The following is a 19850-nucleotide window of genomic DNA, read 5'->3' as shown; positions in this document are numbered from 1 at the left end:
CTTAGGCGGCCAGATGGATATTTTGTGTCTCCTATATTGCTCCTGTGGCCGGGCGCTCGCAATCCGAAGCTCCGTGATGGTCTTGTGCAGGACTGACTTCCTCGGCCCCTGCCCCGCGACCGCCCGGCAAAAGCCCGCAACGAGACGGATACTTGCAGATGGAAGCCCAAGCCTGAGGGCTCAACTGACGAGGCTGCTTCAGCAATGAGGCGGCGCAGCACTGCGGCCGACAGGCCCATGGCGTCTCCTTAAGACCGTGCGGCGAAGTTCCCGCGTCAACAGCCCGAGCAGATCGCGCTGCGACCGATCTTGCGTTCGGCGAAAAGTTCGAATACCGGCCTGGACGGCGCGTTCTTGACGCAAGTTCGGCTGCGAGGCGGTTGCGGATTTGTCTTTAAAACCAGGAGTTTGATCTGAAAGTGTACCTGGAGCCGCAGGGTGTCGATGCCGGCAATATCGTGATTTTTCTCATGTATCGGCAGTTTGCCGCTTATGGACGCGAACCAGCTAGCTTGCCGGTGCGCCGCTGGATGTGGCGAGGCGAATGTCTCTTCGGAAGTCCGACGGAGACATGCCGGCGATGTGGCGGAAGGATTTGTTGAAGGCGCTGATGGAGCCGAAACCACTGTCCATGGCCACCTGAAGCACATTGGCATCGTCTGCCATCAGCAACGCCTGGGCGCGGGAGAGGCGCAACAGATTGAGATATTTGCTGAGCGTCATTCCGGTCGATTTCTTGAAGACGTTCATTGCATATTTCGGATGCAGGTCCGCCGCCCGGGCGATATCGACGGTGTCGATGTCCTCCATGAAATTGGCGGCGATGAAATCGCACATCCGGGCAATGCTGCGCGACGGTTGCGTGTGAGGCTGTTCGGCCTCCTTTCCACCGTAGCCGACGACCGTCATCGAATAGGGTTCGAAGGCGATGCGCTCGATGCGAAGCAGCAACTCGTCGACAGCATGCTGGGCCTTTGCCGGATTGCCCGAATTGGCGTAGCGGAACCAGCGGGAGAAGTTCTCTTTGTCCGCAGCATCGGTATCGGACGTCAGCAGCGTCGAGCCCTTCATCAGGCGGCTGGAGATTTCAGCGGGCAGGCGCAGACGGAAGAAATAGACGAGCGGCAAATGGGCGCCTGCATAGAGCGAATCTTCCGAAGACTCATCCATCTGATGCGGCTGGCCGCCCCAGAAGAGGCACATGTCGCCAGCCTTGAGCGTCATTTCGTGATCGTTCATGCGGTAATGCACAGTGCCCCGCATGATGTAGTTCACCTCCACCTGCGCATGCCAGTGCGGCATCGCCATCACCGGTGGATGGGCATGAAACAGCTGAAGCTCTGTCGGCGAGCCTTCGATGCTGCTTGCGCCCGGCTGATAGATGGCTCTGCTGGCAACCTTACTTTCCGCCAAATTGATATTCCCTTTTTAGGAGACAGCGGCTCCCTTACGGATAACTTAGCCACGTTCGCTAAAGGACGGCAATTGAAAAGGGAGGATTTTCAATGCGCTTCAAACTTATCGGTGCGACCGCTGCGGTCGCACTGCTTTCTTCCGGTTCCGCATTCGCGCAGTCGGGCAATCTCACCATCTGGAGCTGGAACGTCGCAGCATCGGCGCTGAAATCCACGCTCGAAGGCTTCAACAAACAATATCCCGACATCAAGGTGACTGTCGAAGATCTTGGCAACAGCCAAGTCTTCGATAAGACACTTGCCGGCTGCGCAGCCGGCGGCGACGGCCTGCCGGACATAGTGACGATCGAAAATTTCGAGGCGGAAATCTTCTGGAACCGCTTCCCGGATTGCTTCGCAAACCTGAAGGATCTGGGCTATACGGCGGAAATCCAGGCGAAATTCCCGGACTTCAAGCGCACAGAGCTGGAGGTGGATGACGCTGCCTATGCGATGCCGTGGGACTCCGGGCCGGTTGCCGTCTTTTACCGCCGCGATTTCTATGAAAAGGCCGGCGTCGATCCGGCAACGATCAAGACTTGGGACGATTTCATCGCCGCCGGCAAGGAGATCTCGAAGGCCAATCCTGGCGTCGTCATGGCCCAGGCCGATTTCAACGGCGATAGCGAATGGTTCCGGATGATCGCCAACGAGCAAGACTGCGGTTATTTCTCCACCGACGGCCAGACGATCACCATCAACCAGCCGGCCTGCGTCGCGACCCTCGAAAAGGTCAAGCAGATGAAGGACGCCGGTACGCTGACAGCGGCCATCTGGGACCAGAAGATCCAGGCCAATACGGCCGGCAAGGTCGCAAGCCAGATGTATGGCGGCTGGTACGAGGGCACGATACGCTCAGGCTCGCCGGACCTTTCCGGCAAATGGGGCGTCTACATGATGCCGAGCCTCACGGCCGACGGCCCGCATGCCGCAAACCTCGGCGGTTCGTCGCTGGCCATCAGCGCCAATTCCGAAAACAAGGAAGCGGCTTGGGCCTATCTGAACTATGCGCTGGCGACCAATGAAGGCCAGGTCACGATGCTGAAGTCCTTCGGCCTCGTCCCTTCGCTGCTGTCGGCCGTCCAGGATCCTTTCGTCAACGAGCCGCTACCTTACTGGGGCGGGCAGAAGGTCTGGGCAGATATCCTTTCGACGCTGCCGAAGATCGTGCCGAGCCGCGGGACGGCGTTTCAAAGCGATGCGGACGCGATCTACAAGGCAGCGCAGACGAAGTATTTCGCCGGCGGTTATCCGGATGCGAAGGCTGCACTTGATGATGCCGCCAACCAGATCGCTTCGGCGACCGGTCTTCCGATCGCAGAATGAGCAACCTGTCGGGCGCCTGATGCGCGCCCGGCATTTCACCTTCGAGGTGGCTCGTTTCGCTTGTGAGGAGGATATAAATGCCGTTCAGGACCCGGAGCGCCTATGCGTTCCTTGCGCCCTATCTGCTGGTCTTTGCGACCTTCTGGCTCTGGCCGATCATCAATTCGTTCTTGATTTCGTTCCAGAATACGCGCGTCAATCCCTGGAAATTCAGCCTTGCGTCGAATTGGGGGCGTTTGTTCGGCGACCCGGCTTTCTACAACGCGCTCTACAACACGCTGATCATCCTGGTCATCCAGGTGCCGGTGATGATTGCGCTTGCAACCGTCATGGCGGTGCTCTTGAATTCGCCGCTGCTTGCGGCGCGGCCGCTCTTCCGCTTCGCCTTCTTCGCGCCGGTCGTCGTCGGCGAGGTCGCCTATGCCGCCGTCTTCCGGCTGATGTTCAGCATCGACTTCGGCATCGTCAACAAGCTGATCGCCTCGGTCGGTATCGCTCCGGTTTCCTGGTTCGACAATGCGAATGCGGCGATGGCGCTCGTCATAATCGCCGTTACCTGGCGCTGGGCCGGCTATAACGCAATCATCATCCTGGCCGGCCTGCAGTCGATCCCTGAGGACGTCTACGAGGCTGCGACGCTCGATCGCGTCAGCAAGCTACAGCAGTTCTTTCACATCACCTTGCCGCTCCTCAAGCCGATCGTCCTCTTCTGCGTGGTGCTGTCGGTAATCGGGACGATGCAACTCTTCACCGAACCCTTCCTCATTACCAATCGCGGCGGCCCTGGCGGGGGCACGGAAACGCTCGGCCTGCTTCTTTACCGGCAGGGCTTCACATCGCTGAATTTCGGCTACGCATCGGCGATCGCCTACACGATAGCCGCATTGGCGATTGCAATTTCGCTTTTCAATCTCTGGGTCGGGAGGGAATCGAAATGAAGTCGAGGTCCAAGTCGCAATCCCTCTTGATGCGCAAGATTGCGCTGCATGCCGTGCTGACGCCGCTTGCCATCATCTGGCTCTTTCCGCTCTGGATGATGTTCGTCTTCTCGACCATGCCGGACAACGGCATATTCAGCCCCGACATCGTGCTGTGGCCGTCGACGAATTTCGTCGAGAATTTCAAGAACCTGGAGGCCGACACGAATTTTCTCCGGGCGATGTTCATCTCAATCACCGTCGCGGTCGTCTACACCGTCCTGTCGGTGCTGCTGACATCGATGGCCGGCTGGGCGCTTGCCCGCTATCGATTCGCCGGCCGCTCCCTCGTCACGGCAATCATTCTGGGCACGATCACCTTGCCTTTCGCCGTCGTCGTGATCCCGCAATTCATCATGGTGGCGCGCGAATTCAAGCTGGCGAATACCTGGGTGGCGCTGGTCGTCCCGCCGCTCTTCAATTCGCTGGGCGTGCTTTTCATGCGCCAGTCCTTCTCGATGATGCCGAACGAGCTCTTCGATGCCGCCCGCGTGGAGGGCGTCAAGGAGTGGCAGATCTTCCTGCGCATCGCCTTGCCGCTTGCCCGTCCGACGATGGCGGCGCTGTCGATCATTCTCTTCCTGGCATCCTGGAACAACTATCTCTGGCCGCTGCTCATCAATTCCAGGCCCGGAATGATGACGGCGCCGGTGGCGCTTGGAACGCTGATCGGTCTTACCAAGGTCTCCTGGGGCGGGATCATGGCGGGTGCAATGTTGCTGACCGCGCCGATCCTTCTCGTCTTCGTGCTGTTGCAACGCCACTTCATCGCCGGCATCGCGGCCGGCGCAATCAAATAATAGCGGAGGCCGCATGGCAGAGCTTTCACTCAGGAATGTCGTAAAACGCTTTGGCGCCTTCGGCGTGATCCATGGCGCCAATCTCGACGTCAAGGACGGCGAATTCGTCGTCTTCGTCGGTCCTTCGGGCTGTGGAAAATCCACTCTTCTAAGGATGATCGCCGGCCTCGAAGACATCTCGGAGGGCGAAATCACGATCGGCGGCAGGGTCGTCAACAATGTCGAGCCCGCCGACCGTGGCATCGCCATGGTTTTCCAGTCCTATGCGCTCTACCCGCATATGACGGTCGCCGATAACCTGTCTTTCGGCCTGCGCATGAACGGCAACCCTAAAGAGGATACCGACAAGAGGGTGCGTCACGCCGCAGAGATCCTGCAGATCAAGGAATTGATGGAACGCCGCCCGAAGCAACTATCCGGTGGCCAGCGCCAGCGCGTTGCAATCGGTCGCGCCATCGTTCGCGAGCCCGAGGTCTTCCTCTTCGACGAACCGCTCTCGAACCTCGATGCGGAACTGCGTGTGCAGATGCGCGTGGAGATCTCCAGGTTGCACAAGCAGCTTGGCGCGACGATGGTCTATGTCACGCACGATCAGACAGAGGCTATGACGCTTGCCGACAAGATCGTCGTGCTGCGTGCCGGCAACATAGAGCAGATCGGCGCGCCGCTGGATCTCTATGACGATCCGGCTAACCAGTTCGTCGCCGGTTTCGTCGGTTCGCCGAAGATGAATTTTCTGGCGGCCGAGGTTGTTGAGCGTGACGCATCGAACGCGACCGTCGCCCTGGCCGGCGACAGGAACGTCCGCCTGACGCTGCCGGTTCTTTCAGCAACCGAAAAAGGCGCGCAGGTAACGCTCGGCGTGCGGCCGGAGCATTTTGCCGACGGCGGCAGTGGCGACACCGACCTCATCGTCGCCGTCGATGTTGCCGAACACCTCGGCAATACCAGCTACGTCTATGCGACCGCTGCTGGCGGCCAGCCGCTCATCATCGAACGTCCCGAATCCCGTTCCTCGGCCGATCGCGACACGCTCACCGTCGCGCTGTCGGCAAGACGCACCTTCCTGTTCGACAGCGCAGGCAATCGCTTGCGATGACGAAATCCGCTCCCAAGACGAAAATATGAAAGAGGAAATAGTCATGAGTTCAGAGCAGCCGATCCGCTGGGGCATTATCGGCCCAGGCACCATCGCCCGCACCTTTGCAGACGGCATTGCCCATTCGCGTACGGGTAAACTGGTGGCGATCGCGAGCCGCAATCCGCAAAAGCCCGGCCTTGGCGATGGCTTTCCCGGCGCCCGCATCGTCAAAGGCTATGATGCGCTGCTGACCGATGCGCAGATAGATGCCGTCTATATAGCCACCCCGCATACAGGCCATGCCGAGTGGGCGATCAAGGCGATTCGCGCTGGCAAGCATGTGCTGGTGGAAAAGCCGATTGCGCTTTCGGCCTTTGATGCGGAGGCAATCTACCATGAAGCGAGGAAGGCCGGTGTCTTTGCTGGCGAGGGTTTCATGTACCGCCTGCATCCCCAGACGGAAAAGATCGTCGAACTCGTGAAGAGCGGCGTGATCGGCACAGTGCGCATCATCCGCTCAAGCTTCGGCTTCAACATGGGCGGCTTCAAGCCCGAGCATCGATTGTTCGCCAACGATACGGCGGGGGGCGGCATCCTGGATGTCGGTGGCTACCCGGTCTCGATGGCGCGGCTGATCGCCGGAGCGGTTGAAGGCAAGCCTTTCTGCGAGCCGGAGAAGGTTTACGGCGTGGCGCACCTCGGACAGTCCGGCGTAGACGAATGGGCCTCCGCCGTCTTGCAATTCAAAAACGGCATCATTGCCGAAGTCTCCTGTTCCATCATGGCCCAGCAGGACAATACGCTTCGCGTCATCGGCTCCGAAGGGCGCATCGAGGTCAAGGATTTCTGGTTCGCCTCAGGTCACAAGGGCGGCGTCGGCACGATCGAGCTTTTCAGGGGAGCCGAGCAGGAAACGATCGAGGTCAAGGAAGACCGCTGGCTCTATTCCTTCGAAGTCGATGCGGCCGGAGATGCAATCCGTGCCGGCGAGAAGGAATTCGCTTCGCCAGGCATGAGCTGGGCCGATTCCACCGGCAATCTTCGCGTTCTCGATAGATGGCGGGCCTCTGTCGGCCTCGAATATGGTGTCGAGAAGGCGTCAAGCCGAACGACGAATATTGCGGGCGGAGCAGTTAGGCCCGGCAGCAGCATTCCGCAGCGCCAGATACCTGGCATCTCCAAACCGGCCTCCGTCGTAACGCTTGGATTCGAGTTCTTCCCGAACTTTGCGGCGGCCTCGCTGACGCTCGATGCCTTCTACGAGGCGGGCGGCAACGTCTTCGACACGGCCTATGTTTATGGAAGCGGCAAGACAGAGAGTATCTTCGGCGATTGGCACACGAGCCGCAATGTTTCGCGTGAGGAGATCGTGCTGATCGGCAAAGGAGCGCATTCGCCTCTCTGCTACCCGGACATGATCGCCAAGCAACTCGATCAGTCGCTCGACCGGTTGAAGACCGACTATGTCGATATCTACTTCATGCACCGGGACAACACGGCGATTCCGGTTGGAGAGTTCGTCGATGCCATGGACGCCGAGGCCAATCGCGGCCGCATCCGAGGGATCTTCGGCGGCTCGAACTGGACCCGTGAGCGGATGGACGAGGCAATGGCCTATGCGGCAAAGTCCGGCAAGAAAGCGCCTGCGGCGCTCTCCAATAACTTTTCGCTCGCCGAAATGCTCGATCCGATCTGGGCAGGATGCGTCGCGGCCTCGGACGACGAATGGAAGAAATGGCTGAACGAAAAGCAGATTCCGAACTTCGCATGGTCCAGCCAGGGCCGCGGTTTCTTCACCGACCGGGCGGGACGCGACAAGCACGACGATGAGGAAATCGTCCGTTGCTGGTATTCCGATCGCAATTTCGCACGCCGCGACCGCGCGAACGAGCTGGCAAAAAAGCTCGGTCGAAACCCGATCCATATCGCGCTCGCCTATGTGATCGCCCAGCCGTTCCCCGTCATTCCGCTGATCGGCCCGCGCACGATCGCCGAACTGGAAGATAGTCTTTCGGCCCTTGGAATCGAGCTTACTCGCGAACAGGTAAAGTGGCTGGAGGGCTAGGGAAACAGGCTGGTTCCATCTCAACCGCTTCATAGTGCGCCGCTACCCGATCGGGTGGCGGCTTTTTGCTGATTCCTCGACGCAAGAAACATTCGTTTGACACGCGAATAGTTTTCGTTTTTACTTCAGTAAGTTTCGATTTGAGGTGTTGCGCAAATCGATTAGGGCGCACGGGGAGGGGTAAAAGTGGGCCAAACACATCACGACCTCTTCGTGATTGGCGGCGGGATCAACGGCTGCGGCATTTGCCGGGATGCTGCTGGACGAGGCTATCGCGTGGCGCTGGCGGAGATGGGCGACTTTGCATCGGGCACGTCGTCTGGGGCGACGAAGCTGATCCATGGAGGCTTGCGCTATCTGGAGCACTACGAGTTCCGGCTGGTGCGCGAATCGCTGATGGAGCGCGAGGTGCTGTGGGCGATGGCCCCGCACATCATCTGGCCGCTGCGCTTCGTGCTGCCCTATCACAAGGGCGGCATACGGCCGGCCTGGCTGATCAGGCTGGGGCTGTTTTTCTACGACCATCTTGGCGGCCGCAGGCTTTTGCCGCCGACCGCCGTGCTTGACCTGCGCCGCGATCCGGCGGGCGGGCCGCTGAAGCCGGTGTTTGCCAAGGCCTTCGAATATTCCGACGGCTGGGTCGACGATGCCCGCCTGGTAGTACTCAACGCCCGCGATGCCGCCGACCGCGGTGCGCTGATCATGCCGCGCACCAAGGTGGTGGCGGCGCACCGCAAGAACGGCCTATGGGAAATCGACAGCTGCGACATGCTGACCGGCGAAACGCGCCGGCATCAGGCCCGCATGCTGATCAATGCCGCCGGTCCCTGGGTCGACCAGGTGCTGCGTGCAGCCCTTGGCGAGACCGAGGCGCGCCATGTTCGGCTGGTGCAGGGCAGCCATATCGTCGTCAAGAAGAAGTTCGAGGGCCCGCGCGCCTATTTCTTCCAGAACCCCGACAACCGCATCATCTTCGCCATCCCCTACGAGGACGACTTCACGCTGATCGGCACCACCGACCGCGACTACAGCGGCGATCCCAAGGACGTGCGCATCTCTGCCGAGGAGACCGGCTATCTGTGCGCCGCCGCCAGCGAGTATTTCAACGAGCCGGTGACCCCGGACGACATCGTCTGGAGCTATTCGGCAGTGCGGCCGCTCTACGACGACGGCGCCTCCAAGGCACAGGAGGCGACGCGCGACTATGTGCTGCAGCTCGAAGGCAAAGGTGGCGAGGCGCCGCTGCTCAATGTCTTCGGCGGCAAACTGACCACCTACCGGCGGCTGTCGGAGCATGCGCTGGAAAAGATCGGCGAGACGATCGGCAAGAAGGGCGGACCGTGGACGGCAAGCAGCCATCTGCCGGGCGGCGATTTCCCGGTCAAGGGATATGCGGCCGAGGTGAGCAAGCTGAAAACCGATTATCCGTTCCTTGCAGAGGCCCATGCCCGCCGGCTGGTGCGCCGCTACGGCACGCGCGCCGCAAGCCTGCTCGGCGAGGCCAAGTCTATCGTCGATCTCGGCCACTGCTTCGGTTCCGATCTTTACGAGGCCGAGGTCCGCTATCTCGTCCGGAACGAATGGGCCGTCACCGCACAAGACATCCTGTGGCGAAGGACCAAGAACGGGCTATATCTGGAAATGGATGAAGTACAGAAATTGGAGGAGTACATGGCCGCGATCCCTGCGCAGCTTGCGGGATGAAGCGCCATGTCGTCCCCGTCGTGAGGAGGCACGGGAACCGGAATGCTTGAATTGCGGAATGCCGCTAAGATGGTAGGTGGTGAATACCATATTCATCCTACCGATCTGACACTCGAAAAGGGTACGCTGAACGTCCTGCTGGGACCGACGCTCTCCGGCAAGACGTCGTTGATGCGCCTCATGGCTGGACTTGACCGTCCAACCAGCGGCTCCATCCATTTCGATGGCGCCGATGTGACCGGCGTGCCGGTGCAGAAGCGCAATGTCGCGATGGTCTACCAGCAATTCATCAATTACCCCGCATTGTCCGTCTATGAGAATATCGCCTCGCCGCTCAGGATTGCTGGCCTGGACGCGAAGACCATCGATGTGGAAGTGCGCAAGGCGGCAGAACTCCTGAAGCTGACACCTTATCTCGAGCGTACGCCGCTCAACCTGTCGGGCGGGCAGCAGCAGCGGACCGCGCTGGCGCGCGCCCTTGTCAAGAATGCAGGTCTGGTGCTGCTCGACGAACCGCTTGCCAATCTCGACTACAAGCTGCGCGAGGAACTGCGCCAGGAACTGCCGAGGATATTTTCCCAGTCCGGCGCGATCTTCGTCTATGCGACGACGGAACCATCCGAAGCCTTGCTGCTCGGTGGCAATACCGCGACCCTCAACCAGGGCAGCGTGACGCAATTCGGTCCGACGATTTCCGTCTATCGCCGGCCCGCCGACCTGGTGACGGCCAAGACGTTTGCGGACCCACCGCTGAACTTCATATCGGTTTCGAAGGAAGGCGCGAGCTTTCAGCATAGTGGCCTGATCGGCATTCCGGTGCCTGCACATCTTGCGGCAATCGCCGACGGTCCGGTCACCATCGCGTTTCATCCGCACCATCTTGCGCTGGGACCACAGACCGCTGATGCGCCCAGGCTTCGCGCCAGAACGCAGATTTCCGAAATCACCGGCTCCGAGAGCTTCGTGCATCTGGACTACGAAGGTGTGCGCTGGGTCATGCTAGCGCACGGCATTCACGATATCGAGCCGGATACGGATGTCGACGTGTTTTTGGACACGCGTCATCTGATGGCGTTCGGCGAGAACGGCCGCGCCATTGCCGCCACGCGGCTTGCGGCATAGGGGGACACAATGGCACGGATCACGCTCGACCATATCCGCCACGCCTACGGACCCAATCCGAAGACGGACAAGGACTATGCCCTGAAGGAAGTCGATCACGAGTGGACCGACGGCGGCGCTTACGCGCTTCTTGGTCCGTCAGGATGCGGAAAGACAACGCTTCTCAACATCATCTCCGGTCTGCTTCAGCCTTCGCACGGGCGCATCCTGTTCGGCGGCCAAGACGTAACGACGCTGTCGACCCAAGCCCGCAACATCGCGCAGGTTTTCCAGTTTCCCGTCATCTACGACACGATGACGGTCTACGACAATCTCGCTTTTCCGCTTCGCAACCGGGGTGTTCCGGAGGCCGACGTCGACCGGCGCGTTCGCGAGATTCTCGAGATGATCGATCTTTCGGACTGGGCCAAGCGCAAGGCGCAGCGGCTTACGGCCGATCAGAAACAGAAAATTTCGCTTGGCCGCGGTCTGGTGCGAAACGACGTCAATGCGATTCTCTTCGATGAGCCGCTCACCGTTATCGATCCGCACATGAAATGGGTGCTGCGGTCGCAGCTGAAGCGGCTGCACAAGCAGTTCGGTTTCACTATGGTCTATGTGACCCACGACCAGACGGAGGCGCTGACTTTTGCCGAGAAGGTCGTCGTCATGTATGAGGGAGAAATCGTGCAGATCGGCACGCCGGCGGAACTTTTCGAACGCCCGAGCCACACCTTCGTGGGTTACTTCATTGGCTCACCGGGGATGAATGTCATGCCGGCGGAAGTTGCCGGCAGTACCGTCAAGATTGGCAGTGAGACGATCAATCTCGGCTACGCGCCGAAAACGAATGGTGCGGCCAAGATCGAACTTGGCATCCGTCCCGAATTCATCCGCCTCGGCCGTGAAGGCATGCCCATCTCGATTTCGAAGGTCGAGGATATCGGCAGGCAAAAGATCGTTCGCGCGCGGTTTGCCGATCAGCCGATCGCCATCGTCCTTGCGGAGGATGTGGAGATTCCAACGGATGCGCGCGCCAGCTTCGATCTGGATGCGATCAGCATCTACGCCGGTTCGTGGCGGGTCGGCAGGGAGGGCTGATCATGGAAAAGACCTGGAACAACAAGGCTTGGTTTCTCGTCCTGCCGGTATTGCTGCTCGTCGCGTTTTCAGCGGCCATTCCGCTGATGACGGTCGTCAACTATTCCGTTCAGGACACCTTCGGCAATAACGAGTTCTTTTGGGCCGGCACCGACTGGTTCGACGACATCCTCCATTCCGACCGCTTCTGGGAGGCCCTGCAGCGAAACCTGCTATTCTCCTTCATCATCCTGGCGCTTGAAATCCCGCTTGGGATCTTCATTGCGCTCAACATGCCCAAGAAAGGCATTGGCGTTCCCGTCTGCCTCGTGCTGATGGCTCTTCCCCTCCTCATCCCGTGGAATGTGGTCGGCACGATCTGGCAGGTCTTCGGCCGTGTCGATATCGGCCTGCTCGGCCATAGCCTGGAAGCGATGGGGCTCGACTATAATTATGTCCGTGACCCTATCGATGCATGGATCACGATCATCATCATGGATGTCTGGCATTGGACGAGCCTGGTCGTGCTGCTCTGCTATGCCGGTCTCGTTTCAATCCCCGAGGCGTACTACCAGGCTGCGAAGATAGACGGCGCTTCGCGTTGGTCGGTTTTCCGCTATATCCAGTTGCCGAAGATGAAGCGCGTACTGCTGATTGCGGTGCTGTTGCGCTTCATGGACAGCTTCATGATCTATACAGAGCCGTTCGTCGTCACCGGTGGCGGACCGGGCAATTCCACGACCTTCCTTTCCATCGATCTCGTGAAGATGGCGGTCGGTCAGTTCGACCTCGGGCCAGCAGCCGCCATGTCGATCGTCTACTTCCTGATCATCCTGCTGCTGTCGTGGATATTCTACACGGTCATGACCAGCAGCGACGCGAATTCGTGAGGAGAGGGTCATGGAAACCACGATGAAATACAAACCTGCCGGCAACTTCTCCTGGGTCGTCTCGACGATCTATATCGTCTTTCTGCTGCTGCCGATCTATTGGCTGATCAATATGAGCTTCAAGGAGAATGCCGAGATCACCGGCGCCTTCTCGCTCTGGCCGCAGAACCCGACACTCAGGAACTACAGGGTGATCTTCACCGATCCATCCTGGTACAACGGCTATATCAATTCCATCATCTACGTCATGATGAACACCGTGATTTCGGTGCTTGCGGCGCTGCCGGCCGCCTATGCCTTCTCCCGCTACCGGTTTCTCGGCGACAAGCACCTGTTCTTCTGGCTGCTGACGAACAGGATGGCACCGCCGGCCGTCTTCGCGCTTCCTTTCTTCCAGCTCTATTCGGCGTTCGGCCTCATCGACACGCATGTTGCCGTTGCGCTGGCGCATTGCCTTTTCAACGTGCCCCTGGCAGTCTGGATCCTGGAAGGCTTCATGTCGGGTGTGCCGAAGGAAATCGACGAGACTGCGTATATCGACGGCTATTCGTTCCCGCGCTTCTTCGTGAAGATCTTCATGCCGCTGATCGCAAGCGGGATCGGCGTCGCAGCCTTCTTCTGCTTCATGTTTTCGTGGGTCGAACTACTGCTTGCCCGCACGCTGACGACGACGGCCGCAAAGCCGATCTCGGCGATCATGACGCGCACGGTTTCGGCGGCCGGCATGGACTGGGGCGTGCTGGCTGCTGCCGGCGTGCTGACGATCGTCCCTGGAGCACTCGTCATTTATTTCGTCAGGAACTACATCGCCAAGGGCTTTGCTCTTGGACGCGTTTGAGGGAGATCGATATGAACTTTTCATGGATGGCGTGGACGCTGCCCACGGCACTGTTCTTCCTGACGATCCTTGTGCTGCTGATCGCCATGAGCGTGTGGGAATATTTCGCGCCGGGGGGCTCGCCGCGAGTAGGCGTGCTGCGTTTCGAAACGACGCGCGGGGACCGGCTCTTCATTTCGCTGCTCGGGGCAGCGTTCATTCATCTCGCATGGCTGGGCCTTGTCGGGCCCAACCTGTGGTGGGCTCTTGCCCTCGCCGTAGTCTACGCCATCGGGGTGTTCCGCTACGTGTGACGGCAGGGTAATACAGATGGCCGGGGGACTGGCCGCCTGAGACGTGAAGACTGCGATCGCAAACCCTGGGAGGATATTATGCGACGGCATTTACTAGCGACAACAGCAGGCATCTTGCTGGCCATGGCGGGCTCCGCCTATGCTGGCATGGATGAGGCAAAAGCCTTTCTGGACAAGGAAGTCGGCGAACTCTCGACGCTTTCCCGTGCCGATCAGGAAAAGGAAATGCAATGGTTCGTCGATGCGGCGAAGCCTTTCGCCGGCATGGACATCAAGGTTGTCTCCGAAACAATCACCACCCATGAATATGAATCGAAGGTGCTTGCACCAGCCTTTACCGCCATCACCGGCATCAAGATCGCCCACGATCTCATCGGCGAAGGCGACGTCGTTGAAAAACTGCAGACGCAGATGCAGTCGGGGGAAAATATCTACGACGCCTACGTCAACGACTCTGACCTCATCGGCACCCATTGGCGCTATCAGCAGGTGCGCAACCTGACGGACTGGATGGCGAACGAAGGCAAGGACGTCACCAATCCCGGCCTCGATATCGCCGACTTCATCGGCACTTCGTTCACGACCGCGCCGGACAAGAAGCTCTACCAGCTCCCTGACCAGCAGTTCGCGAACCTTTACTGGTTCCGCTACGACTGGTTCAACGACGAAAAGAACAAGGCCGACTTCAAGGCGAAGTACGGCTACGACCTCGGCGTGCCGGTCAACTGGTCGGCTTACGAGGACATCGCCGAATTCTTCACCGGCCGTGAAATCGACGGCAAGAAGGTCTTCGGTCACATGGACTACGGCAAGAAAGACCCGTCGCTCGGATGGCGGTTCACCGACGCCTGGCTCTCGATGGCCGGCAACGGCGACAAGGGCATTCCGAACGGCTTGCCTGTCGATGAATGGGGCATCAAGGTCGACGAGAACTCGCGTCCTGTCGGTTCCTGCGTTGCCCGCGGCGGCGATACCAACGGCCCGGCCGCGGTCTACTCGATCTCCAAGTATCTCGATTGGCTGAAGGCCTATGCGCCACCGGAAGCACAGGGCATGACCTTCTCGGAATCCGGTCCGGTTCCGGCCCAGGGTAATATCGCCCAGCAGATCTTCTGGTACACGGCGTTTACGGCCGACGCCGTCAAGAAGGGCCTGCCGGTCGTCAACGAGGACGGCACGCCGAAGTGGCGCATGGCTCCGTCGCCACACGGCGTCTATTGGAAGGACGGCATGAAGCTAGGCTATCAGGACGTCGGTTCCTGGACACTCATGAAGTCGACGCCGGATGACCGCGCAAAGGCAGCCTGGCTTTACGCGCAGTTCGTGACGTCGAAGACGGTCGACGTCAAGAAGAGCCATGTCGGTCTGACGCTCATCCGCGAAAGCTCCATCCGGCATGACAGCTTCACCAAGCGCGCGCCTGAGCTCGGTGGTCTGATCGAGTTCTACCGCTCGCCTGCCCGCGTGCAGTGGTCGCCAACCGGTACGAACGTTCCGGACTATCCGAAGCTGGCACAGCTTTGGTGGCAGGCAATCGGCGATGCGTCGTCGGGAGCAAAGACTGCCCAGGAAGCCATGGACTCGCTTTGCGCCGAGCAGGAAAAGGTACTGCAGCGCCTGGAACGCGCAGGCGTTCAGGGCGACATCGGCCCGAAGCTCGCTGAGGAGCAAGACCTCGAATACTGGAACAAGGATGCCGTCGCAAAGGGCAACCTCGCTCCGCAATTGAAGGTCGAGAACGAGAAAGAGAAGCCGGTAACGGTCAACTACGACGAACTGGTCAAGAGCTGGCAGTCGAACTGATCGTCATCGGGCAGGGCCGGAAGAAACAATGCTTCCGGCCCGCTCTCCAAAGGGTGCCGGGACCCATATGCTTCCGATATGCGCGTCATGGCAGCGTGCCCGCCAAGCTTGTCAAAGCGCGCCAATCGCCCGACCGCCGCAATGCCTTGCGCAAGCAGCCTATACTCCAGCCCCACGCTTCCTGTGTGTACCCTCTCTCAAACAGCCAGTTGAGGCGGTGCGCCAGATCGATGCGGCCGGAGCCGGGTTCGTTGCGACCCCTCGTGGTCTGCGACGTGTACATGACACACGCGCGAGATCCTCCGGCCGATCACATCCTCCGTTCGTAGACGATTCCGATCTCGGGGCGATCGATCTCGTCAGCGATGTCGAGGCCTTCGAGGGTGGTTCTGGGCGACCCTTATCGAGGCGGCCAGTCCTTCCAACCACGCTTGCTTGTTGGTGGATCTGTCAACGGAATCACCGGCTCTGCCAAGATGCTGGAGACGGCAAGACCGGTCTGCCTGAGGGCAGCGGAGATCGCGCCGAGATCCTTGTCCGTCCACTGCCGGAACTCGATTGCCGGCAAACCGGCGTTGCTGGCCGTCAATGCCTGCAGAAGGCAATGCGGATTCAATGACTGAGCAGATTGCGGCTGCATCACGTCAAACAACCTTCGTTTTGCTCCATCCGGGAACAAGCCGCACATTTCGGGCGTTTTCAGCGCACGATATTCAAGGGCGCTGGACAGCGAATGACAGATTTTCGAGCCGTATCCGATAGCCGAAAGACAACAAAAGCAATTGATTATATCACCACCGTCGCGCGTCGGCGCCGCAGTGCCCTTCCGGTCATCCCGGGCGGTATTATCCGCGCCGGACGAAACGTCTGGCAAACCGGTAAAGCCGATAAAGCGGCATTCCTGGTCGACGGCGCTGCCTATTTCGCGGCGCTCGACGAGGTTTTGAGACAGGCAAGACATTCGATCTGGATCATCGGCTGGGATTTCAATCCCGATATCCGGCTGAAGCCGCATCAAAGCTCGCAAACGCTCGGCGAACTTCTGCTGGCGCTTGCCGATGAAAATCCGTGGCTGCAGATCCGGATATTGATCTGGGGCATGGGGCCGATCTACTCGGGCAAGTCCTTGAAGCTTTTCAAGGGAAACGGCTTTTCCACCCACCCGCAGATCAGCCTGCGTTTCGATCTGCGCCATCCTCTGCGTGGCTGTCACCATCAGAAGCTTGTTTCCATCGATGACAGCATCGGTTTCCTCGGCGGTTTGGATTTGACCGCCCGGCGCTGGGATGAACCTGATCACCGGATCGACAATCCGCTCCGGAAGGATCCGGACGGTGTGCCATACGATCCCGTGCACGATATGCAGTCGATGGTCTCAGGCAGCGCTGCGCGCCTGATCGGCGAGGTGTGTCGGCGGCGGTGGAAGCAGGCGACCGGCGAGTTCATCGAAGGGGCGCCCCAGGGCAGCGTGCCATGGCCGCCTACGCTCCCCCCTGAAATGGAGAACGTGACGGCGGCGATTGCACTCACCGAGCCGAAATGGATCGGCAAACGCGGGCGGTTTGAAGCCTTTCGTCTGACGCGCGATGCCATAAATGCGGCAAGAAAGTACATCTACATCGAGACCCAATATCTTGCCTCCTTCGGCGTTGCGCGGGTCATCGCGAAGCGGCTCAGGGAGGTCGATGGACCGGAGATTGCGGTCCTGGTTACGAAGAGTTCGCATGGACTGATCGAAAAGCTGGCGATGGGCCACAACCGCGACCGGCTGATCCGCAGGCTGAAGCGCATCGATCGCTATGACCGGCTGTGCGTGATGTATCCGGTGGTCCCGGACGGGAAGGGCGGTGAGCAGGAGGTTGTCATCCATTCGAAGCTTATCATCGTCGACGATCGTTTCATTCGTATCGGCTCGTCGAACCTCAACAACCGTTCGGAGGGGCTCGATACGGAGTGCGACCTGGCGATCGAGGCGGAGACTGCTGCTCACCGGCAGGCGATAACGTCGCTTCGCCACCGACTGATTGCCGAACATCTCGATGCGACAATCGAAGCTGTCAAAGACATGGAGACGGCGAAGCGGTCCTTGCTTAAGGCCATAGAGGCGCTGAACGTCCGCAAGCGCGGCCTTCGCCAGTTTTCAATCGATATCGCGCGAGGCGAGACATCGCCGATGATCGGGACTGCTTTCGTGGACCCGCGGCGACCGTACCGGCCGCTACAGAAGCTGCGTATGCGCCTGAGCCGGCTGTTGAGGGCGATCTTCTGAAGGTGGCGGCTTTGGCTTGGCAATGACGAATTCGCTGATCGCAAACGTCGGCAGGCCGATCAAAAGAGGAACCAGAAAATAGATCACCCTGAAGGCCACCAGTGACCCAATCGAGGCGGCTCCGGGCAGGACATAGCTGACCGTGGCTTCGATGACGCCCAGACCGCCAGGCACGTGGGTAACGAGAACAGCGATATTGGCCAGCACGTATGCCGTGGCCGTCTGCACGTAGCTCGCCTGGCCTTGTACGGCCAGCATCTGATGCAGGCAGGCTGCGACGAAGATGAAGTTCACCGTGCCGATGACGACCTGGCCCAATGCGAGCTTCAGGGAGGGCATTTCGAAAGACCATTTCCAAAGATGCAGCGGCGCGCGGACGGTGGCGGACAGAACGACGTAGACTGCCGGCACGCAGACACAGATGCAGCCGAGGGCAAATAGACTGGCCGGGCCGAGTTTCAGGAGATTTGCTGCATCCTGCGGATTGATGAGCAGGGCGATGCCCGCAAGCGTCGAAAGGCCGATGCCTACGGTCACGCCGCAAAAAAGGATGACCTTTGCAACCTCTTCGGCATTCAAGCCCCAGCGTGAATAGAAGCGGTAGCGTACAGCGCCACTGCTCAGCGCCGCAAGACCGAGATTATGGCCGATCGAGAGGCTGGTGAACGAAGCAAGGGCGGCCCTTGGATAGCTCTGCGGCTTGCCGGCGTAACGCAGTGCCAGCCAGTCGAACCCGGTCAGGCAGAGATAGGAGGCGGCCGCAAAGCCGAGGCCCGCAAGAATGCGCACTCCCGGTATCGTGCGGATCGAATCCAAGACGTCGCTCAAGGTGTAACGGCTGAAGACCCTGTAGAGAAGAAAGGCCGCAAGCATCAGGCAGAGAACGAAAGCCAGATTGATCAGTACGCGTTTGATGGACATAAACGCCCCGTTTCGTTGGAGTTCCGCAGATGGAACGAAACAGGCTGAAAGCTAGTTCCCCCCGGATGAGCACATTCTCTCCCGCTCCGCTGCAATCAATCGGCAGCGAGCTGAAAATCCTGACCTATAATGTGCATAGCTGCATTGGCACCGATCGGCGGATCGAGCCAGCGCGCATCGCCGATGTGATCGCGCAAACCGGTGCGGACATCATTGCGCTGCAGGAACTGGATGTCGGCCGCAAGCGCACGGGCGGCATAGACCAGGCACATGCGATCGCCTCGCTCTTGAAGATGCAGGCCCATTTTCATCCGGCGCTGCATGTCGAGGAGGAGCAGTACGGCGATGCCATTCTGACGGCCATGCCGACCCGCTTGATGAAAGCCGGGCCGCTACCTTCCGTCGGCGAAAAGCGAGGGGCGATATGGGTGCAGATCGAAATGGCGGGAATGCATCTGAACTTGCTGAATACGCATCTTGGCCTTCGTGGCATCGATCGGATGCGGCAGGTGACGACGCTGCTCGACAGGGAATGGATTGGAAGCCAGAAATTCCAGGCGGCTCCCGCGATCATCTGCGGCGACCTCAATGCTGTCCCGTCATCGCCGGCCTACAAAATGCTGGCGCGGCATTTCCGCGACACGCAGCTGCTCGCCGCGCGCCGTCCCCGCCCGACCTATCCCTCTCGACTGCCGATCCTGCGGATCGACCATATATTCGTATCGGACGGGATTGGCGTGACATCTGCAACCGTCACCGCGACAGCGCTCGTGCGCCGGGCTTCCGATCACCTGCCGCTGCTGGCTACCATATTGCCGGGGGCTGCGAGCAGGCGAAGGGAAATCGCGTTTTGAGCGATCGCCGGAAGTGGCTGTCGAAATCAAATATTTCAACAATTTATCCATAAAGTCCGATTTTTCTCACGAGTCGAGAAAGACTTGACGCCGCTCGTTTTATAACGCTTTAAATTATCAACCGTGACTGGGAGAGTTGCGGGGCATGTTTGCCGCTTCGACTGCGGCAGACATCGGCGGACGAGGAGAGTCTCGCCGCTTTACTTGCGAACGGGAGGAATATCATGCGCAAGTTTTTGGGCACGGCAGCCGCTGCTGCCGTGATGATGGCAGGTACTGCGGCCTACTCGGCCGACGTGAAGGAAGTGCAGATGCTGCACTGGTGGACGTCGGGCGGTGAGGCTGCGGCGCTCAACGTGCTCAAGGAGGACCTTTCCAAGGAAGGCTTTGCCTG

General features: G+C 59.7%; 16 protein-coding genes and 2 pseudogenes. 15 read left to right on the top strand and 3 right to left on the bottom strand.

What is annotated here, in order from left to right; genetic code table 11:
- Window positions 1-507: 507 nt before the first annotated feature.
- Window positions 508-1419: a helix-turn-helix domain-containing protein gene (locus EV130_RS28845; RefSeq protein WP_132553952.1), complete on the bottom strand. Its 912-nt coding sequence runs from the start codon at window positions 1417-1419 to the stop codon at window positions 508-510.
- 86 nt (window positions 1420-1505) lie between these two features.
- On the opposite strand from EV130_RS28845, the gene EV130_RS28840 reads away from it, so the two are divergent.
- The 12 genes from EV130_RS28840 to EV130_RS28785 all read left to right on the top strand — a co-directional run bounded on the left by EV130_RS28840 (window position 1506) and on the right by EV130_RS28785 (window position 15412).
- Window positions 1506-2780, top strand: a complete 1275-nt coding sequence (locus EV130_RS28840) for an ABC transporter substrate-binding protein (protein WP_132662398.1) — start codon at window positions 1506-1508, stop codon at window positions 2778-2780.
- A 77-nt stretch (window positions 2781-2857) separates the two neighbouring features.
- Entirely contained in the window at window positions 2858-3718 is an 861-nt protein-coding gene (locus EV130_RS28835; protein ID WP_074062592.1) for a carbohydrate ABC transporter permease, read from the top strand.
- Complete coding sequence (locus EV130_RS28830) at window positions 3715-4557, top strand: carbohydrate ABC transporter permease (protein WP_074062591.1); 843 nt, start codon at window positions 3715-3717, stop codon at window positions 4555-4557. The genes EV130_RS28835 and EV130_RS28830 overlap by 4 nt, the downstream gene beginning before the upstream one ends.
- Window positions 4558-4570: 13 nt before the next feature.
- A complete protein-coding gene (locus EV130_RS28825; protein WP_132662396.1) occupies window positions 4571-5656 on the top strand; it encodes an ABC transporter ATP-binding protein in 1086 nt (361 codons plus the stop codon).
- A gap of 43 nt (window positions 5657-5699) precedes the next feature.
- Window positions 5700-7703: an aldo/keto reductase gene (locus EV130_RS28820; RefSeq protein ID WP_074062589.1), complete on the top strand. Its 2004-nt coding sequence runs from the start codon at window positions 5700-5702 to the stop codon at window positions 7701-7703.
- 186 nt (window positions 7704-7889) lie between these two features.
- Entirely contained in the window at window positions 7890-9407 is a 1518-nt protein-coding gene (gene glpD / locus EV130_RS28815) for a glycerol-3-phosphate dehydrogenase (protein WP_074062588.1), read from the top strand.
- A gap of 42 nt (window positions 9408-9449) precedes the next feature.
- Window positions 9450-10529: an ABC transporter ATP-binding protein gene (locus EV130_RS28810; RefSeq protein ID WP_074062587.1), complete on the top strand. Its 1080-nt coding sequence runs from the start codon at window positions 9450-9452 to the stop codon at window positions 10527-10529.
- Window positions 10530-10538: 9 nt separating this feature from the next.
- Window positions 10539-11609, top strand: coding sequence for an ABC transporter ATP-binding protein (locus EV130_RS28805; RefSeq protein ID WP_074062586.1), 1071 nt, complete (start codon window positions 10539-10541; stop codon window positions 11607-11609).
- A 2-nt stretch (window positions 11610-11611) separates the two neighbouring features.
- Window positions 11612-12478, top strand: a complete 867-nt coding sequence (locus tag EV130_RS28800; RefSeq protein WP_022716001.1) for a carbohydrate ABC transporter permease — start codon at window positions 11612-11614, stop codon at window positions 12476-12478.
- A 10-nt stretch (window positions 12479-12488) separates the two neighbouring features.
- Entirely contained in the window at window positions 12489-13316 is an 828-nt protein-coding gene (locus EV130_RS28795) for a carbohydrate ABC transporter permease (RefSeq protein ID WP_074062585.1), read from the top strand.
- Between the two features lie 11 nt (window positions 13317-13327).
- Window positions 13328-13609, top strand: coding sequence for a DUF2160 domain-containing protein (locus tag EV130_RS28790; protein ID WP_074062584.1), 282 nt, complete (start codon window positions 13328-13330; stop codon window positions 13607-13609).
- 78 nt (window positions 13610-13687) lie between these two features.
- Entirely contained in the window at window positions 13688-15412 is a 1725-nt protein-coding gene (locus tag EV130_RS28785; protein ID WP_074062583.1) for an ABC transporter substrate-binding protein, read from the top strand.
- 98 nt (window positions 15413-15510) lie between these two features.
- Here EV130_RS28785 and EV130_RS33620 read toward each other — a convergent pair.
- Window positions 15511-15995: pseudogene (locus tag EV130_RS33620) on the bottom strand (hydroxypyruvate isomerase); the annotation flags it as partial.
- Between the two features lie 150 nt (window positions 15996-16145).
- On the opposite strand from EV130_RS33620, the gene EV130_RS28780 reads away from it, so the two are divergent.
- A complete protein-coding gene (locus tag EV130_RS28780; protein ID WP_074062581.1) occupies window positions 16146-17681 on the top strand; it encodes a phospholipase D-like domain-containing protein in 1536 nt (511 codons plus the stop codon).
- Here EV130_RS28780 and EV130_RS28775 read toward each other — a convergent pair.
- Window positions 17631-18602 (bottom strand): lysylphosphatidylglycerol synthase domain-containing protein, encoded by a 972-nt coding sequence (locus EV130_RS28775; protein WP_132662394.1) that lies wholly within the window; start codon window positions 18600-18602, stop codon window positions 17631-17633. The two genes, EV130_RS28780 and EV130_RS28775, sit on opposite strands and share 51 nt — an antisense overlap.
- A 65-nt stretch (window positions 18603-18667) precedes the next feature.
- Here EV130_RS28775 and EV130_RS28770 point away from each other — a divergent pair, with 65 nt between their 5' ends.
- Together EV130_RS28770 and EV130_RS28765 are read left to right on the top strand one after the other, a co-directional pair.
- Window positions 18668-19456 (top strand): endonuclease/exonuclease/phosphatase family protein, encoded by a 789-nt coding sequence (locus EV130_RS28770; protein WP_132662453.1) that lies wholly within the window; start codon window positions 18668-18670, stop codon window positions 19454-19456.
- Between the two features lie 224 nt (window positions 19457-19680).
- A pseudogene (locus EV130_RS28765) lies at window positions 19681-19850 on the top strand (sugar ABC transporter substrate-binding protein); the annotation flags it as partial.

Origin of the sequence: Rhizobium azibense (assembly GCF_004342325.1) — a bacterium.
Classification (GTDB): Bacteria; Pseudomonadota; Alphaproteobacteria; order Rhizobiales; family Rhizobiaceae; genus Rhizobium; species Rhizobium etli_B.
This window is presented reverse-complemented; position numbering and strand designations above follow the sequence as displayed.

Bases quoted from the DNA above. Each gene is read 5' to 3' on its own strand.
- EV130_RS28840 (WP_132662398.1), top strand. From the start codon at position 1,506: ATGCGCTTCAAACTTATCGGTGCGACCGCTGCGGTCGCACTGCTTTCT.
- EV130_RS28835 (WP_074062592.1), top strand. From the start codon at position 2,858: ATGCCGTTCAGGACCCGGAGCGCCTATGCGTTCCTTGCGCCCTATCTG.
- EV130_RS28830 (WP_074062591.1), top strand. From the start codon at position 3,715: ATGAAGTCGAGGTCCAAGTCGCAATCCCTCTTGATGCGCAAGATTGCG.
- EV130_RS28825 (WP_132662396.1), top strand. From the start codon at position 4,571: ATGGCAGAGCTTTCACTCAGGAATGTCGTAAAACGCTTTGGCGCCTTC.
- EV130_RS28820 (WP_074062589.1), top strand. From the start codon at position 5,700: ATGAGTTCAGAGCAGCCGATCCGCTGGGGCATTATCGGCCCAGGCACC.
- EV130_RS28810 (WP_074062587.1), top strand. From the start codon at position 9,450: ATGCTTGAATTGCGGAATGCCGCTAAGATGGTAGGTGGTGAATACCAT.
- EV130_RS28805 (WP_074062586.1), top strand. From the start codon at position 10,539: ATGGCACGGATCACGCTCGACCATATCCGCCACGCCTACGGACCCAAT.
- EV130_RS28800 (WP_022716001.1), top strand. From the start codon at position 11,612: ATGGAAAAGACCTGGAACAACAAGGCTTGGTTTCTCGTCCTGCCGGTA.
- EV130_RS28795 (WP_074062585.1), top strand. From the start codon at position 12,489: ATGGAAACCACGATGAAATACAAACCTGCCGGCAACTTCTCCTGGGTC.
- EV130_RS28790 (WP_074062584.1), top strand. From the start codon at position 13,328: ATGAACTTTTCATGGATGGCGTGGACGCTGCCCACGGCACTGTTCTTC.
- EV130_RS28785 (WP_074062583.1), top strand. From the start codon at position 13,688: ATGCGACGGCATTTACTAGCGACAACAGCAGGCATCTTGCTGGCCATG.
- EV130_RS28780 (WP_074062581.1), top strand. From the start codon at position 16,146: ATGACAGATTTTCGAGCCGTATCCGATAGCCGAAAGACAACAAAAGCA.
- EV130_RS28775 (WP_132662394.1), bottom strand. From the start codon at position 18,602: ATGTCCATCAAACGCGTACTGATCAATCTGGCTTTCGTTCTCTGCCTG.
- EV130_RS28770 (WP_132662453.1), top strand. From the start codon at position 18,668: ATGAGCACATTCTCTCCCGCTCCGCTGCAATCAATCGGCAGCGAGCTG.